The organism is Paraburkholderia sp. RL18-085-BIA-A, from assembly GCF_046027075.1.
Classification (GTDB): domain Bacteria; phylum Pseudomonadota; class Gammaproteobacteria; order Burkholderiales; family Burkholderiaceae; genus Paraburkholderia.
The window spans coordinates 122,762-137,642 of sequence record NZ_JARESU010000009.1 but is presented as its reverse complement, the minus strand read 5'-3'; the positions used below and the strand labels follow the sequence as shown (position 1 = coordinate 137,642).

The following is a 14,881-nucleotide window of genomic DNA, read 5'->3' as shown; positions in this document are numbered from 1 at the left end:
CTCCCGACTTACTGGATAACGGCATGCGATCGGTAAGGGCCCGAAGTGGCAACCGGCCTTGCCGTCCCTTTATCGCTTTCGGGAAGGTCTTTCACCATGAATATCGTCCGTTTCGTCTCCAGCCGCTTGAACCCTGCGGTGCTCGCCAACCGTCTTGGGCGTTGGTCGCCGCTACCGTTGCGCCTCATCGTGGGCTACGGCTTCATGGCACATGGCTACGCAAAGATTGTCAAGCATCCTGAAAGCTTCGCGGCCATTCTCCATGCGCTCAACGTGCCAGCTCCACACTTCATGGCGTGGGCGACGATTGCGATTGAATTGCTAGGTGGCTTTGCGATTTTTATCGGTGCTTTCGTCCCCTTAGTCACCGTACCCATGATCGCGGTACTGCTTGTCGCAACCTTTACCGTACATCTGCAGTTCGGCTTTACGTCGATCAAGCTGATGGCCGTCACGTCCGCGGGTCCACAATTTGGACCACCGGGTTACGAAACCGATCTGCTCTACCTTGCGTGTCTCGTCGCGCTCGTGTTTGGTGGTGCCGGGCCGTTTGCAGTGGACGGTCTGCTTCCATGGCGCAAGGCACGGGTGCCGTCGGCCTTCGGCATGTCAGCGACCAGCGGACCGCGTTAGGTCATCGGGCGTCGACATAGCAGCGAAATTTTGAGTTGTGCGGAATCGTGGAATTAATTCCGCGCATAGGTGTTCGCCACACTGAAGCTCACAGGAATCTGCTTCAGATCAATTGTTTATTATAAGGAGTACAAAATGGAAGCAAGAAATCTTCTTCTCGCGCTTGCCCTGGTCATTTCGTCCGCCGCATTGGGCACTAACGCGGCGGCTCAGGGGAAAACGCGTGCCGAGGTTCGTCAGGAACTCATCGATGCGCAAAACAATGGCTTGAACTTCGTGACCGACGCCTCGTACCCGGACGTAAGCCCGGTCTTTCAACAGCAGGTCGAGCGCCTGAAGATGCAGCACAGCGGCAGCGGTCCCGTGACCGCAGGTAGCAGTGACGCAGGCCATAAGAGCCAGGTCCCAATGGAGAACAGTCACGCCAAGGATGACTGTGTCGGGCCGCCTGGATTCTGCAACCCGTATTTCGGCAGTTGAATGTCCGACATTTCGTGCGTCGTCGCGTCAGCGCGGCGCTCCTTTAACCGGGGAGATTAATCTCGTGAACAAGCTTGTTGCAATCCCACTCGTCATAAGCGTCGCGGCCACGCCGGCGCTTTCCTTCGCGCAATCGTCAACCGGCCGCACTCGCGCACAGGTCATCGCGGAACTCGTGCGACTCGATCAGGCCGGTTAGAACCCGTCGACTGGCGACGACGGCAGTTATTCAGCGGATATCCAGGCCGCTGAAGCCAGGGTTGCGGTCGAAGATGCGTCCCGTATGGCCGACATGGCGCCCAGTACGGCCGTTGATTCCGACGCCTCGCCATCGACGACGGTGCTACTCACTGGGAGCAAGTTATAAGAATGGCCTGTCGTTTTGGGCGCGGTCTATCTCAACGTGAGAAGTCCAGCGGCGTCGCTCTTCGGTAGTAATCCGAGTGATACAGCGACGTCCAATGGTCTTACGGGGTTCCCGTGTTCAGGGAATACGCGAGTGCGAACTCCTGCAGCTGCTGGGCATTGGCGGTTCATACACAATCGGAGCCGCCGTGTTTTGCGCGACATGGTGGAACGTGCGCTTCGCCAACATCGCTGCCGTCAGGAACACGACCGTTGACTTTAACGATGCCGATGTGCGGCAACGGAACAAAAGACAGCGATGACGCCTGCGGGCCAGACAGCCGTGCCGCAAACCTCGCCGCCCCCCAATAGTGGCGGGGCCGCCTTTGGCTGCGGCCGCCCCGCAGCAAGATTAACTGTTCGTGGTATCTCGAACAGGCCGGCTGGCCAATCGCGAAGTGATTGATCGAACAACACGTTTTCTGTCGGGCAGCGAGCAATATCGATTAAGCAATACGAACTTCAGCGCTAGAAGAACCTGAGGTGTTTGCCTTGCTGCCGACCTTCGCCTGACCATTTCCGGCAATCGCCATCGCGGCCAGATATCCGAACGTCAACGCGGGCCCGAGTGTAATCCCCGCACCAATGTAGTGTCCGCCCACCGGCGAGTTCATATCGTTGCCGCAAGCGTAAAGCCCCGGAATTGGATGGTTGTCTTGATCAAGAACTTCGCCGTGACTTCCGGTCACGAGACCACGGCTCGTACCGAAGTCGCCCGGCATCAGCATGACAGCGTAAAAGGGCCCTCGCTCAATGGGACCAAGGCAGGGGTTGGGTGAGTGTGTCGGGTCGCCCTTGTAAATGTTATAGGCGGACGATCCCTTGCCGAAATCTGTGTCCACGCCAGTGGCTGCAAACCGGTTGTTGCGCGCGACGCTGCGTTCCAGTCCGCTGGGGTCGACGCCGATCTTGCCAGCAAGTTCAGCCAGCGTCTGGCCGCTAAAGAGGTATCCCGCCTTCTCATAGCGTCGCAGCGACATACTGCCGGGAAGGATGACGCCAATACCGTACTTTTTTACTGTCGCCGCGTCGGCAATAAGATATGCGGGGATGGCCCCAGCATCGAACATTCCGAGGGTGAAAGCGTGGTACGACGCCGCCTCGTTGGTGAAGCGGTTCCCGTCTTTGCCCACTGCAATGAACCCAGGCTTGGGACGGTCAAGCATGAAGTGCCCCCAGAACGTCTTTTCGCCCGTCTCGTTCGAAAACACTGACATCGGCACGTAGTAACCGGTGTCTTCGGAGTTGTGGTCAAGTCGCCCCCCGGCCGATTGGCCTAGACGAATTCCCTCGCCAACATTGCTAGGCAGTCCTAGTCCCAACTCGACCGTGGGCTTGCGTGAGTGTTCCTGGCGCATTTCCTGGTTGCCCGGGTACCCCCCGGTCGCAATGACCACGCCGTGGCGAGCGCGGATTCGAAGTGTGCGGCCTTCCCGAAGCACTTCGGCACCTATGACGGTACCGTCCTCGATGATCAGCCGGGTGGCGGACGACCTCAACCAGATTTCGATTTGACGATCCAGTATGGTCTTGTAAAGCCGAGCGATAAGCGCATTTCCGCCAACGAGCCGCGTGCCACGGTGATAGTTCAGCCGATCGACGCCATAGCGCAAAAAGCGTTTCAGCACGTGGAAGAAGGACCGGGCCGACTTTGTGAAGGACAGGAAGTGGAGCAGGTCAACGAGGTCAAGCATCATCCCACCGAATGGTGCAAACGCCGGTAGTGGGGCACGTAAGTTCTTGAAGTGCTCACCAAGCTTGCGAGCGTCGAATTCTAGGGGTGCATGAGCGCGACCGAACATGCCTCCCTCCAGCTCAGGATGGTAGTCCGGGTAGTCAACCGCCACGACCTCCAGCGCGGAATTGCGCAACATATAGTCGAGGGCGGCTCGGCCGTCCTGGATGTAGGCTTCCTGCAGTGAACGCTCGACACTCGTACCGACTGTCCTGGCAAAATATTTCCGCGCTTTATCAAATGAATCTTTGAAGCCGGCGGCCTGCATTGGCGCGCTGTCGACGAACCACATCATTCCCACCGACCACGCGGACGTTCCGCCGACCTGATCGGTCTTCTCGAGAACGAGTGGGACGAGCCCCTCGTTCTTCGACACGATCGCCGCCGTCATGCCGGCGGCGCCCGCACCCATGATGATGACGTCGACCTCGCGGTCCCAGTTCTCCGGCGTTGCGGTGCCCATGGCGTTTGTCCTGTCTTCAAGAGTTTCTGGCAGATGTATTCGAAAATCAGCGTGCGCGCGCGTCCTGAAAATCAGTCGCACCACCCTGGCGTAGTGCGTATCGCGCCGGTGCCATATAATGCGATATAGGATGATGCTACAAAGGATGAGGACATGACGAATCATGTGTTTTGGGGTGAACAATGTCAAGGAATTCCAGGGAATCCCCTTAGGCAAAACTTGCTGGTTCCTCTTGCTGCGGATGCGCACGTTTCTCGCCCAGCCTTGATTTTCCGGACCACCCTTTCGTTCTCGACGCCGCGACGTTGCCGGCGGATGTCTCGAACTTCTTGGCATAAATCGTTCTGTGGAAGAGGATTCGATATAAAGCTATATGGGTGTTTGGAGATCGAAACCAGCGTTGTCCGTTTGTCTGCAAGATACATGAGCACAGGCAAACAAAGCGTTTGTCAGCAACAAACTGCTGCAAAGTCAGAACTAATTGTTCTACAGGCCGTGGCGTGCTCGACGCGTGCCTGGACGCTCCATGGGCCACGCCGACGTTGAGCGTTCTACAAGCGAGGAGAGTGACAAATGAGTGATCAGACAAAAGGCGGAGAGCCTCCTGTGCTTTCGCCTCAGGCGCCTACGGGAATGGTCAACGTCGCGCGGGACGTGGAGTATGCCAAGGTGGGTCCCGACATTCCCGTGGGCGGTCCGACGAAACTGGTGCTGAAGACCATCGACGGGGAGAACACGGTGTTCACGATGCCGCATGATCCGCTCTCTCTCGGCATGCAATTGTCAGAGTCCGTTCCGGTGTGGAAACTCAAGGCGGTTGATTCGAGGAATGAGCAGCGGTTCGCTAGCTTCGTGACGGAAAACTGCAGGTTTGTTTATGGCAATAGCGAGCCTGTCGTCGGACCGCCACCAACGCGGTAGGCGCGCGAGCTGATGGATTCGTGATACCTGTGCGAACGCGGCTTCAGTCGCTCGACGTATTTGAGTTCGTTCAGCCGTGGAGCCCCATCTTGCCGCTGGCCATGGCGGCGGCGCGAACAACGAGCGCTCGCGGAAGCAACCGTGACAACCACGTAGCGGCTCTCACGCTCGTCCGCCCGGGGTAAGCGACGGCTTTCCCCTGGTCGAACGCCTTCAGTGTTTTTTCAACGACCGATTCCGAACTGTCCATGTCTTTGGGCGACACATTGGTCGACACCCCATCAAAGAAGCTCGTTGCCGTGGGCCCTGGGCAAGCAGCCATCACGTGAACCCCCGTTCCGGCGAGTTCGAATTGCAGCGCCTCGCTGAAGTGAAGAACGAAAGCCTTGGTCGCGGCGTAGGTGGCCATAAAAGGGATCGGCTGAAAGCTCGCGTTGGACGCGAGGTTGATGATGCCGCCGCTGCCACGTTTTGCCATACCGCTGCCGAACACGTGGCTCAGTGCGGCGAGCGCGTGTACGTTGACCAGGATCTCGGACTGTTTTTTCCTGAGATCGTGCGAGAGAAAGCTGCCGGTCAGACCAAGCCCTGCATTGTTGATCAGCAGGTCTACCTGAACACCACGGCGCACGAGTTCCTCAGCGATCTGCGTAGCTGCGTTGGGCTCGCTGAGGTCCGCGTCGAGCGCGATGGATTTCACGCCGTACCGGCTAGCAAGGTCGGTTGCCAGGGCCTGCAATGCGTCGCCGGATCGGGCAACTAACACCAGGTTCATGCCGCGCGCGGCAAGGGTCTGGGCAAAGACTTTTCCGAGCCCTTTGGATGCACCGGTAATCAAGGCGGTCGAACCGCGATAAACAAACATCTTCTGCTCCTTACTGCGGGTTGAACCGCTATTGGCGTTGCGCACGAGATCGGACTTCAGGAGAGGCCGAGCGCTTCACTGACCTTGTCGGATGCCGCCGCTTCCGGGGAAACGGGATAGTCGGTGTAACCGCGTTCACCACCACCGAATAGCGTGCTGCCGTCGAAGCCAGCCAGCGGGAGATCTTCGGCGAGCCTGCGTGGGAAGTCCGGGTTGGCCACGAACGGCCGGCCGAAAGCGATCAGGTCGGCGTACCCGCTGGACAGAACCCAATCAGCACGCGCCTTGTCGTAGTTGCCGGCCACGATGATGGGCCGCTTGAACCTGGCGCGAATGGCCTGGCGGAACTCTTCAGTGAATTGCGGTGCATCGTCCCAATCCGCTTCGACGAGGTGCAGATAGCCGATACCGCGTGCCTGCAAAAATTCGGCGGCTTCGAGGATGGTCGGCAGGATGTCGGGACACGCCATACCACGCGCGGTCAGAAACGGCGCGAGGCGAATGGCGGTGCGCTGCGCACCCACTTCGTCCGCCACGGCGTTGACGACGTCCTTGAGGAAGCGCAGACGGTTCTCACGTGAGCCACCATATTCGTCGGTGCGCAGGTTGGACGTGGTACGCAGGAACTGATCGATGAGGTAGCCATTGGCGCCGTGGATCTCGACCCCGTCGAAGCCCGCGTCGATTGCATTGCGAGCCCCCTGGCGGAAATCCGCGACGACATCGTCGATCTCGTCGCGGGTAAGTGCGCGCGGCGTCGGGGAGGCGACCATGGCGCCCATGCCCGTGGCGGGGTCGACTTTCCAGATCTCACCATCGAACGGAACGGCGGAAGGTGCCACCGGCAACTCGCCGTTGTGGAAGTCGGGGTGAGACATGCGGCCCACATGCCAGAGTTGCAGGAAGATCCGGCCGCCTGCGGCGTGGACCGCTTTGGTCACCAGCCGCCATCCGGCGACCTGCTCGGGGCCGTAGATGCCCGGCGTGAACGAATACCCTTTGCCCTGTGGCGAGATCTGGGTCGCCTCGGTCACGATCAGGGCGGCCGAGGCGCGCTGCGCATAGTAGCGGGCGTTCATCGCATTGGGCACGTCGCCGGGCTGGGTACTGCGTGCGCGTGTCATGGGTGCCATGACGATGCGATGAGCGAGCGTGCGGCCGGCAACGACTACGGGCGTGAAAAGCGGCGAGGCAGTGTTCGGCATGATGCTGGTCTCCGGACTCCGTTGAGGATGTGGCGGATTATGCGGAGCCCGGTGCCGTTTGATAATTGGGATACCATTTGAATCATTTTCAAAAAAAGCGGAAATATCGTGGACAATCTCGGCGACATCCGGCTTTTTGTTGAAGCTGCAAGCCTTGGCGGGCTGTCGGCAGCGGGGCGCAAGCTCGGACTCTCTCCTGCAGCCGCGAGCGCGCGCCTTGTCAAACTTGAGACGACCCTGCATACACGGCTCTTTGAGCGCACCACACGCCAGTTACGGCTGACTGAGGAGGGCAGGATGTATCTACTTCATTGTCAGCAGGCGCTTCAGTCCCTCGACGACGCTCGTGCGGCGCTACAGGCCGGTCGCAGCATCGTTCGTGGAAAGATCAGGATCTCGGCGACATCGGACTTTGGCCGTCATGTCCTCAAGGGCTGGCTCGATGATTTCAACGTGCAGTATCCGGAGGTCAGTTTCGCGGTTGTGTTATCGGATTCGCTGTTGAATCTGCTGCACGATGACATCGATCTTGCCATCCGCTTCGGCGTGCCACCGGACAGTTCGTTTGTCGCGCGGCGCCTCGCGCCCAATCGTCGCGTGCTGTGTGCGTCGCCTGAGTATGTGGCGAGGCATGGTGTGCCTGAGCGCCCACAGGATCTGGATCGCTTCGACTGCATCGTCCTGGCGTCGGCATCCGGTCTTGCGAACGAATGGCGGTTCACACGCAATGGGGAGGTCGGGACTTATACCGTACCGCTGTCAAACGCCCGAGAGACCAACGACGGTGCGCTTGCTCGGGAGTGGGCGGTGGCGGGTCACGGCATCGCCATGAAATCGATATGGGACATTGGATCTGATCTGCGCGAGGGAAAATTGACTATCCTGATGCCGGATTGGCGGTCTCCGGATGTCCCCGTGCATGCCTTGTATCAGCGTAGCCGGTATATGGCGCCGCGCGTTCGGGCACTTCTCGACTTCCTGGTAGAGCGCTTTGGGAAGGCGACCGGTGACCTCGAAGCCTGGTTGAATGTCGGCATCGAGTCAGACTGAAAAAAGCGGCGGATAACGTTTCGTAAAGCTAATTAAAGGGGGGCCGTTGCCGGTATTGCGCTCGACCAGTGGCGGGGACCGCGGTGCGCGGGATGCCGGTACCGCTCGATGGTGGCCGCTGCAACAGCGGCAGTGAGGCACCGGGCATCGCACGGCCGTGTACGGCGTGGAACGGCTGAGTCCGCCCCGTTTTCTCGACGCTCGGATTGAATGTTGTCGAGCGAGGTCGTTCACGGGCGCCCACGGCCGCCGGCCGCTCCCGCGTTTGGCGGCCGTCTACGAGGACGGAAGATCTATGTTTGAAAGTCTGCGGACTTGGGAGCTATCTGGTTAATTTTCCGGATACCAATCGAGTTCCTCCACAATTGCTACGCAGTGTCTTAACCGGGTCAGAAAACAGCCAGTGCCAGACCGCCAGACGCGCGCTCGGATGCGTTCCTACTGGCGGATCGCCGACGTCGGTGCGTCGCCCATGATCAAGCGACGGGATTATCGCTCGTCAAGCAATCAGACCACTACTCGATCCTTGTCGTGGAACTGCTGCATCCAGTACGGATAGGGCAGGTGTGGCTGCGAAACCTGGTTCAGACGTTCGGTCTGCGCTGCGTTCAACGCGATTTGCTGAGCGTCGAGATTCGCGGTCAGTTGGTCGGGCGTGCGCGCGCCTACGATGACGGAACAGACTTCAGGGCGCTTCAGAATCCACGCCAATGCCACCTGAGCCGGCGACGCGTTCAATTCCGTAGCGATGTCGCGCAATATGCCCTTGATGTGAATTTCTTGATGAACGTGACCGGATAACAACCTGGCAACGCGACAGCCTGACGCGTCGCCAGGTGCGCTGGCGTTACTCCGCCTGCGAGACGAGCGCTCGCAGAACAGTTTCCAGTTCCACTTCGCCCTTCACGATGTCGGCTTCCTTGCCTTCAAAGGCGATCCAGCCTTGATTGAACCCATCGAGCATGCGCATCCGCGGCATCGGTTCTTTCATACCCTGGGACCGGAACAGCGCCTCCCAGGTGTCGCGCCCGACGACCTCGGCCAGTACCTGACGGTGAAGGATTTTGGCAAACGCGGCTGCGATGTCGATCGGGGCTATGCGACGCGGCCCTTCTAGCTCGACGACACGCACGCCGCTCCAGGTCTGCTGAAGAAGTTGTGCAGCGACGCGACCGACGTCCGCGGTCGCGACCATCGGCACGGCCTTGTCGAGCGGCTGCAGAAAGCTGGGGATGACTCCCTTGTCCCGGGCCGGCGCGACGTCCCATTCGGCGTTCTCCATGAACCAGCCGGGACGCAGGAAGGTCACCGGCATCGATAACTCGCGAAGCGCCTGCTCCATCAGCGTGCGTTGCGTAAGCAGATTGGTCTCGGTGGCCTGCGCGCCGATCGTCGACAGGCAGACAACCTTGCCAGGCGCCGCCGACTGGAGCGCCCCGCGCACGGCGTCAATGACGGTTCGTGCCTCGGGAAAGCCCGGCGACGGATCGAACTCGGACGGCGGCAGAATGAAGACGCCTTGCGTGCCCTCGAAAGCGGCGGTAAGGGACGCCGCGTCGTCCATGTCGGCTGTCGCCACTTCACACCCTCGCTCAGCCCACGAACGTGCCCGAGCGGCATCGCGTACAACCGCGCGTACCGGCTGGCCCGCTGCGAGCAACGTGCGCGCCACTGTACCGCCGACCTTTCCTGTTATCCCTGTGATTGCATACATTGCAGTTTCTCCTTGCGTAGATAGATGTGTCCGATCGCTGATCGGCGTTCAGGTGTGCTGCAGGCCGTGATACAGCCCCTGCTCGAACTGTCCGTACAGATCCACCACACGAGCGTCATAGAACGGCAGGATCTGCGTGAACAGCGTGCCGGCCACCTTCCTGACTGGATCGACCCAGAAATAGCTGTTGAGCAGTCCCGCCCAGCTGATGCTGCCCGCGCTGCGCCCGTGCGGCCCCGGCTGTGTATTGATGTCAAAGGATAGCCCCCACTTGTGAGGCGTCCCGGGAAACTGGTCGAAGCTCTTCGACCACGCCGGTTGCGCCGTCTTCATTTCGCTTACCTGAAGATCTCCGATGTGATTCCGCAACATCGTCGCAACTGTGTCGGCACGTAGGACCCGCTCTCCGCGATAGGTCCCACCGTTCATAAGCATCTGCAGGAGCGCCATGTAATCGCGCGGCGTGCTGAATGCACCGCCGCCGCCCATAAAGAACTCGGGCCGCTGGTTGATTTCGAACGGAGCTGGCTTGAGCGATCCGTCGGCTTGCCGGTTGTGCATCGTCGCCACTCGCTGCTTCTGCGCGCCGCTGATCAGAAATCCCGAATTGCTCATGCCGAGCGGTGTGAAAATATGCTCACGGAAGTAGACCTCCAGCGACTGATCGGTCACTGCCTCGACAAGCTTGCCCACCCAGTCCATCCCGATGCCGTACTGCCAGCGCTCGCCGGGTTCGAACTCCAGCGGTGCCTTGAACGCGCCGTTCGTCGAGTAGCCAATATCCGGCATGCCGGTCACTTTTTCGTACCGGCTCATGTTTTCGCTCCAGATGCTGTACGTGAAGCCGGATGTGTGCGTCAGCAGGTGACGAACGGTAATCGTGTTTCGTGCAGGACGCAGTTTTGGCTGTCCGGATGCATCGAAGCCATCCAGCACGTGCGGCGATTTCAGTTCCGGAAGAATGTCGCCTGCGGGCTGGTCGAGCCGGAGCCTGCCCTGTTCGATGAGTTGCATACAGGCTGTTGCAGTGATCGCCTTGGTCATCGATAGCAGCCAGAACACCGTGTCGGGCGTCATCGCCGTGCCGGTCTGGGGATTGGCTTGGCCGAATGCACCCTCGTAGACGAGCCCGCGCTGCGTAGCGCCCATCGCCACCACACCGGCTACGTCGCCGTTGTCGATGGCCCGCCGCAGGGAAAGGTCAATCGTGGCAAAGGCAGCGTTGCGGACGAGCGCGCGATTACGCTCCTGATGTACCTCGGCGGCCTCTGTTTCGATGCTAGTCAATCCGCCCACTGCGGCGACGGCCGCAAGGCCGGATGCCCGCTTCAACAGGTCGCGGCGGGTGAGTTGAACGGTCATCTCTACTCCGTGGAAATTGGAATGAACAATGATTGGTGTGACGCGTCAATCAGCGATGTGCATAAAGCGAGTCGAACGGCGCTTTCGCGGCGACGCGGTTGCCCGAAGCGGACGAACCGCTGCGCGCACCGCCCACGCTGCTGCTGACGTTCGACCCGGCGGCCTTCTGCGAGGCCACAGCTGCTTCGGCTGCCTGAATATCGGCGGGGTAATGTGGGTCATTGGCCTGGCCGGGTCGGTAGCCCACGCCTTCCAGTTGTACGAGCTCTGCGCGCACCTCCGCGCGAGTGACAGTGGAGCTGGATTCCTGAGCGTATCCAGCGACAGGGAAGGCGATAGCGGCCGCGATGGTAAGTGCGAGTTGACGGGTATTCATGGCAATGCTCCTTTGGTTCGCTGACTTAAAACGTACTGTTGGGATGCATTGTGGGTAAACTCGACGAGAAACTAAATGACACGAATGACACTTGTGAGATGACGGATAGTTACTAATGAGTCATAGTGCGGCTTTTGATGCACTGTGCAGGGCCAGCCAGGAACGGTCCTGTCACGGTTCCGAATCGAGTGTCCGGCACCGGCGGCATGGACTTCGCGGCCGGGAGTCGGAGTCGTCCTGCTTACTATGTCGGCGTTCAACTGAACGTCTTCCGACCATCAAATGACCGGAATGCAGCGCCTATGAGATCGTCCAGCGAGAATCTCTCTAGTGGTATCAGCGTATTTGCTGCCGTCGTCGATGCGGGGACGTTCGCAGCCGCCTCCGAAGTGATGGGTATGTCGCCACCTGGGGTTAGCCGGGCAATCGCCCGACTCGAAAAGCGGCTGAAAATACGGCTCTTCAATCGGACGACCCGCGCCGTTTCCCTTACTGAAGAGGGCCGGCGTTTCTACGAGCAGGTCATGCCACACCTAAGGGGCATGGAGGAAGCGGCCGCAGCCGCGGCAGGGGGCGCCGCGACAGTGCGCGGGAAGCTGCGAATCAATCTTGATCCCGCTTTTTTGCGAACGGTTCTGAGCCCGAAGCTCGACGAATTCATGGATGCGCATCCTGAACTTGAACTCGAGTTCATTGCGAGAGACCAGCTCGGTGACCTCATCATGGATGGCTTCGATCTGGCGTTGCGATTTGGCGAACCTCGCTCATCCAGTCTGATTGCGCGAAAGCTCCTTGACACCGCGGTTGTCACTGTCGCATCGCCTTTGTACCTCGCTCGCCTGGGGCGGCCGGCGGAGCCTCAAGCGTTGGGTCGCGGTCCGCACAGGTGTCTCGAATTCCGGAACCCGGATACCGGAAAGCCGTATCCGTGGGAGTTTCATCGCAAGCGCAAAAAGCTTGTTGTCGAAACGAATGGACGGCTTACGGTGAATGATCCGAGCGCACTCCTCAACGCGTGTCTGGCCGGCTCCGGCGTCGCGCAGATGCTTCTGCTCGGAGCCGAGCACCTGATCCGGGAGGGACGGCTCGTCAACCTGTTCCCAGACTGGCCGGATGAGCGCTTCCCGCTCTATGCATACCATCCATCGCGGCACCACGTGCCGGCCAAGACAAGGGTGTTTCTTGACTTTATCGTCGCTTTGACGAGTACGAGTTAGCGCGTCGAAATAGGTCAGTTGCCGGGATTTCGTGCGAATCCAGAACGATGTTGACGTCGACTGTGGCGAGCCGAACTTAAATCTGCGGTCCAGCACGCGGCAGTTCGAGAGGCAGCGCTGCTCCAGGTTCGTCCGCGCATCCGATTGACGGGTAGAACGTCTGTTACCTGGCTGCAAGCCGGCTTTGGTAGTTATGCTTCGATCAGCCGCTTCGGCCCGATTTCACACGAATAGGGCCGCGCAAGAAAGCGGCCGCACGAGCTTTGCTGGACGTAGCATCGTTTCGTGCGGCAGGCACCGGCTATGCTAGATCCCAGTCTGTTCAGAGATCTCGAGCGCGTCGTCAACCTCGATGCCGGGGCACGTATCTGACAGGGGACGGCCCATTCCGGACGCTGGTGCGCATAACAAATCGAACGTCCGAACGGCCGACATTTTTCTGAAGCCGAGATCGTCGAAAGCGCTGAGCGGCTACGCTCATTAACCCGGATTCTGGCGGCGAGCACGAAGGCGGAAAACGTCGTGCAATGTAGCCTGAAGAACGACGATTATTTGCTGTACCGCGCTTCGTTGAGGTCCGCGATCAGAGTCGGTCCTGTCGGGTGCCAGCCCAATCGCGCCTGCGTCAAGGCGCTGGAAGCAGGCATATCCAGGCCGACGAACATCGCCATCCATCCGAAATGGGCTGCAGCGTCCTCCGGGGCAATCGAAACGGCTGGCAAATTGAGGCCCCGACCAAGCGCCTCGGCGATTTCACGACTGCTGACTCCTTCCTCGCCGACAGCGTGATAGCGTGCACCCTGCTCGCGCGCTTCCACGGCGAGCCGGTAGAGACGCGCGACATCGGAGAGGTGGCCAGCCGGCCAACGGTTGCGCCCGTCGCCTACATAGCCAACCACGCCTTTTTCACGAGCGATGTCGATGAGTGGCGTAATGAGACCCTGCCTGAACGGATTGTGAACCTGCGGCAGTCGCACCACGGACACGTTGATACCGTCGTCCAGTAGTGCATTCCCCGCGAGTTCGGACGCGATGCGCGGATTGGGATGACCGGTATTGAAGACGTCTTCAGTCGCTGGGCCGCCATGCTGACCGCTGCCCATGCCGGTCCCCGAGGTGATGATCAGGGGCCGATCGGAGCCAACGAGTGCGGAGCCGAGTGCGGCGATCGCGCGCCTGTCCTTCTCGCAATTCTCGACGAATCTGGAGAAATCGTGGTCGAACGCCGTGTGGATAACGCCGTCTGCTTTCGCGGCACCGCTGCGCAAGCTCTCCGGATCCTCCAGCGTGCCTCGATGCGGCTCGGCGCCCGCGTCGATGAGTGCCCGCGCTCCCGCGTCCGAGCGCGTCAAACCGATCACCTGATGACCGGCCTTAATGAGTTCGGGAACGAGTGCCGAACCGATGAAGCCTGTCGCACCTGTAAGAAAAATACGCATGGTGAAGCCTCCTTGGTCGTCAAGCGTTCACTATCCGATCATTTGTTATCCCGTTAAAGTAGTGATCTCATCATAGTAAAGCGACTAACAGGTTCACGATGTCAGTCAATACGGCCCGATCGCTTGGAGATTTTCTGAGAAGCCGCCGGACGCGCCTTGACCCTGCAAGCTTCGGATTTGCCGGGCGCAGGCGAACGCCCGGGCTGCGCCGCGAAGAGGTTGCCCAGCGCGCCAATATCAGCCCGACCTGGTACACCTGGCTTGAACAGGGGCGTGGCGGCGCGCCTTCGGCGGAAGTGCTGGACCGGATTGCCAGCGCCCTGATGCTGACCAATGCAGAGCGCGAGCACCTTTTCATGCTGGGGCTCGGGCGGCCGCCCGAAGTCCGCTATGAGCCGGTCGACGGCGTCAATCCCCGTCTGCAGCGGCTGCTCGACTCGTTCGACGCCAGCCCGGCGATCATCAAGACCGCCACCTGGGACGTCGTTGCCTGGAACCGTGCCGCTGCCGTTGTGTTGACCGACTATGGGACGCTGCCCGCCGGTCAGCGCAATATTCTCCAGTTCCTGTTCCGCAATCCTGCTGTTCGTGCAAAGCAGCACGACTGGGAAAGCGTCGCCCGGTTCGTGGTGGGCGCATTCAGAGCGGATGTGGCTCGCGCGGGCATTGTGTCCGAGGCCGGCGAACTTGTCGCCGAATTGCGCGGTTTCAGCGCGGAGTTCGACGCACTGTGGCAGGACAACGAGGTACTTGGTCACGGCGACGGCGACAGCATCAAGCGACTTCAGCATCCGGAGTTGGGTCCGGTTGAACTGGAGTACTCGGCATTTTCCGTTGATGGTCGACCGGACCTGGGCTTGATCGTCTATACGCCGCTCGACAGTGACGTCGCCCAGCGAATCAAGGCGCTCGCCGCGCTACATCGCCGCGACGGCGTGACCGACGATGTGCCGAAAGAAGACATGTGACTTGAATGACTTCAACGACTGCGCAAGGTCGACGACGAAAGTTCGCCA

14 protein-coding genes and 1 pseudogene are annotated in these 14,881 nt (G+C 60.1%); 7 read left to right on the top strand and 8 right to left on the bottom strand.

Features of this window, described 5'->3' with window-relative positions; genetic code table 11:
* Positions 1 to 96 precede the first annotated feature (96 nt).
* The 3 genes and pseudogenes from P0D89_RS09090 (at position 97) to P0D89_RS09080 (ending at position 1,480) form a co-directional block, all read left to right on the top strand.
* Positions 97 to 633: a DoxX family protein gene (locus P0D89_RS09090; RefSeq protein WP_408359953.1), complete on the top strand. Its 537-nt coding sequence runs from the start codon at positions 97 to 99 to the stop codon at positions 631 to 633.
* Positions 634 to 768: 135 nt separating this feature from the next.
* Positions 769 to 1,113: a DUF4148 domain-containing protein gene (locus tag P0D89_RS09085; protein WP_408359951.1), complete on the top strand. Its 345-nt coding sequence runs from the start codon at positions 769 to 771 to the stop codon at positions 1,111 to 1,113.
* Positions 1,114 to 1,207: 94 nt separating this feature from the next.
* Positions 1,208 to 1,480 (top strand): annotated as a pseudogene (locus tag P0D89_RS09080) (DUF4148 domain-containing protein).
* 484 nt (positions 1,481 to 1,964) lie between these two features.
* Here the strand turns inward: P0D89_RS09080 and P0D89_RS09075 are convergent.
* Complete coding sequence (locus P0D89_RS09075) at positions 1,965 to 3,716, bottom strand: FAD-binding protein (RefSeq protein ID WP_408359949.1); 1,752 nt, start codon at positions 3,714 to 3,716, stop codon at positions 1,965 to 1,967.
* Between the two features lie 573 nt (positions 3,717 to 4,289).
* Here P0D89_RS09075 and P0D89_RS09070 point away from each other — a divergent pair.
* Positions 4,290 to 4,637, top strand: coding sequence for a hypothetical protein (locus tag P0D89_RS09070; RefSeq protein ID WP_408359947.1), 348 nt, complete (start codon positions 4,290 to 4,292; stop codon positions 4,635 to 4,637).
* 70 nt (positions 4,638 to 4,707) lie between these two features.
* Here the strand turns inward: P0D89_RS09070 and P0D89_RS09065 are convergent, their stop codons facing one another.
* Positions 4,708 to 5,547 carry an SDR family NAD(P)-dependent oxidoreductase gene (locus P0D89_RS09065; protein ID WP_408359945.1) on the bottom strand — a complete coding sequence of 280 codons (840 nt, stop codon included), beginning with the start codon at positions 5,545 to 5,547 and terminating at the stop codon, positions 4,708 to 4,710.
* A gap of 11 nt (positions 5,548 to 5,558) precedes the next feature.
* Entirely contained in the window at positions 5,559 to 6,707 is a 1,149-nt protein-coding gene (locus tag P0D89_RS09060) for an alkene reductase (protein WP_408359943.1), read from the bottom strand.
* Between the two features lie 108 nt (positions 6,708 to 6,815).
* Between P0D89_RS09060 and P0D89_RS09055 the strand changes: the two genes are divergently transcribed.
* Positions 6,816 to 7,757 carry a LysR family transcriptional regulator gene (locus tag P0D89_RS09055; RefSeq protein ID WP_408359941.1) on the top strand — a complete coding sequence of 314 codons (942 nt, stop codon included), beginning with the start codon at positions 6,816 to 6,818 and terminating at the stop codon, positions 7,755 to 7,757.
* 507 nt (positions 7,758 to 8,264) lie between these two features.
* On the opposite strand, the gene P0D89_RS09050 is transcribed toward P0D89_RS09055, so the two are convergent.
* The 4 genes from P0D89_RS09050 to P0D89_RS09035 are packed head-to-tail and all read right to left on the bottom strand — an operon-like array spanning position 8,265 to position 11,209.
* A complete protein-coding gene (locus tag P0D89_RS09050) occupies positions 8,265 to 8,561 on the bottom strand; it encodes an aldo/keto reductase (protein ID WP_408359939.1) in 297 nt (98 codons plus the stop codon).
* A 43-nt stretch (positions 8,562 to 8,604) separates the two neighbouring features.
* The gene (locus P0D89_RS09045; RefSeq protein WP_408359937.1) at positions 8,605 to 9,471 is read right to left on the bottom strand and encodes an NmrA family NAD(P)-binding protein; all 867 of its coding nucleotides are present in this window, start codon (positions 9,469 to 9,471) and stop codon (positions 8,605 to 8,607) included.
* A gap of 48 nt (positions 9,472 to 9,519) precedes the next feature.
* The gene (locus P0D89_RS09040; RefSeq protein ID WP_408359935.1) at positions 9,520 to 10,833 is read right to left on the bottom strand and encodes a serine hydrolase domain-containing protein; all 1,314 of its coding nucleotides are present in this window, start codon (positions 10,831 to 10,833) and stop codon (positions 9,520 to 9,522) included.
* 49 nt (positions 10,834 to 10,882) lie between these two features.
* Positions 10,883 to 11,209: a DUF4148 domain-containing protein gene (locus tag P0D89_RS09035; protein WP_408359933.1), complete on the bottom strand. Its 327-nt coding sequence runs from the start codon at positions 11,207 to 11,209 to the stop codon at positions 10,883 to 10,885.
* 302 nt (positions 11,210 to 11,511) lie between these two features.
* Between P0D89_RS09035 and P0D89_RS09030 the strand changes: the two genes are divergently transcribed.
* Entirely contained in the window at positions 11,512 to 12,426 is a 915-nt protein-coding gene (locus P0D89_RS09030; RefSeq protein WP_408360032.1) for a LysR family transcriptional regulator, read from the top strand.
* 548 nt (positions 12,427 to 12,974) lie between these two features.
* Here P0D89_RS09030 and P0D89_RS09025 read toward each other — a convergent pair.
* Positions 12,975 to 13,865 carry an SDR family oxidoreductase gene (locus P0D89_RS09025; protein WP_408359931.1) on the bottom strand — a complete coding sequence of 297 codons (891 nt, stop codon included), beginning with the start codon at positions 13,863 to 13,865 and terminating at the stop codon, positions 12,975 to 12,977.
* Between the two features lie 98 nt (positions 13,866 to 13,963).
* Between P0D89_RS09025 and P0D89_RS09020 the strand changes: the two genes are divergently transcribed.
* Entirely contained in the window at positions 13,964 to 14,833 is an 870-nt protein-coding gene (locus P0D89_RS09020; protein WP_408359929.1) for a helix-turn-helix transcriptional regulator, read from the top strand.
* Positions 14,834 to 14,881 lie beyond the last annotated feature (48 nt).

Coding starts and splice junctions, on each gene's coding strand:
- P0D89_RS09090 (WP_408359953.1), top strand. CDS start 97: ATGAATATCGTCCGTTTCGTCTCCAGCCGCTTGAACCCTGCGGTGCTC.
- P0D89_RS09085 (WP_408359951.1), top strand. CDS start 769: ATGGAAGCAAGAAATCTTCTTCTCGCGCTTGCCCTGGTCATTTCGTCC.
- P0D89_RS09075 (WP_408359949.1), bottom strand. CDS start 3,716: ATGGGCACCGCAACGCCGGAGAACTGGGACCGCGAGGTCGACGTCATC.
- P0D89_RS09070 (WP_408359947.1), top strand. CDS start 4,290: ATGAGTGATCAGACAAAAGGCGGAGAGCCTCCTGTGCTTTCGCCTCAG.
- P0D89_RS09060 (WP_408359943.1), bottom strand. CDS start 6,707: ATGCCGAACACTGCCTCGCCGCTTTTCACGCCCGTAGTCGTTGCCGGC.
- P0D89_RS09045 (WP_408359937.1), bottom strand. CDS start 9,471: ATGTATGCAATCACAGGGATAACAGGAAAGGTCGGCGGTACAGTGGCG.
- P0D89_RS09040 (WP_408359935.1), bottom strand. CDS start 10,833: ATGACCGTTCAACTCACCCGCCGCGACCTGTTGAAGCGGGCATCCGGC.
- P0D89_RS09035 (WP_408359933.1), bottom strand. CDS start 11,209: ATGAATACCCGTCAACTCGCACTTACCATCGCGGCCGCTATCGCCTTC.
- P0D89_RS09030 (WP_408360032.1), top strand. CDS start 11,512: ATGAGATCGTCCAGCGAGAATCTCTCTAGTGGTATCAGCGTATTTGCT.
- P0D89_RS09025 (WP_408359931.1), bottom strand. CDS start 13,865: ATGCGTATTTTTCTTACAGGTGCGACAGGCTTCATCGGTTCGGCACTC.
- P0D89_RS09020 (WP_408359929.1), top strand. CDS start 13,964: ATGTCAGTCAATACGGCCCGATCGCTTGGAGATTTTCTGAGAAGCCGC.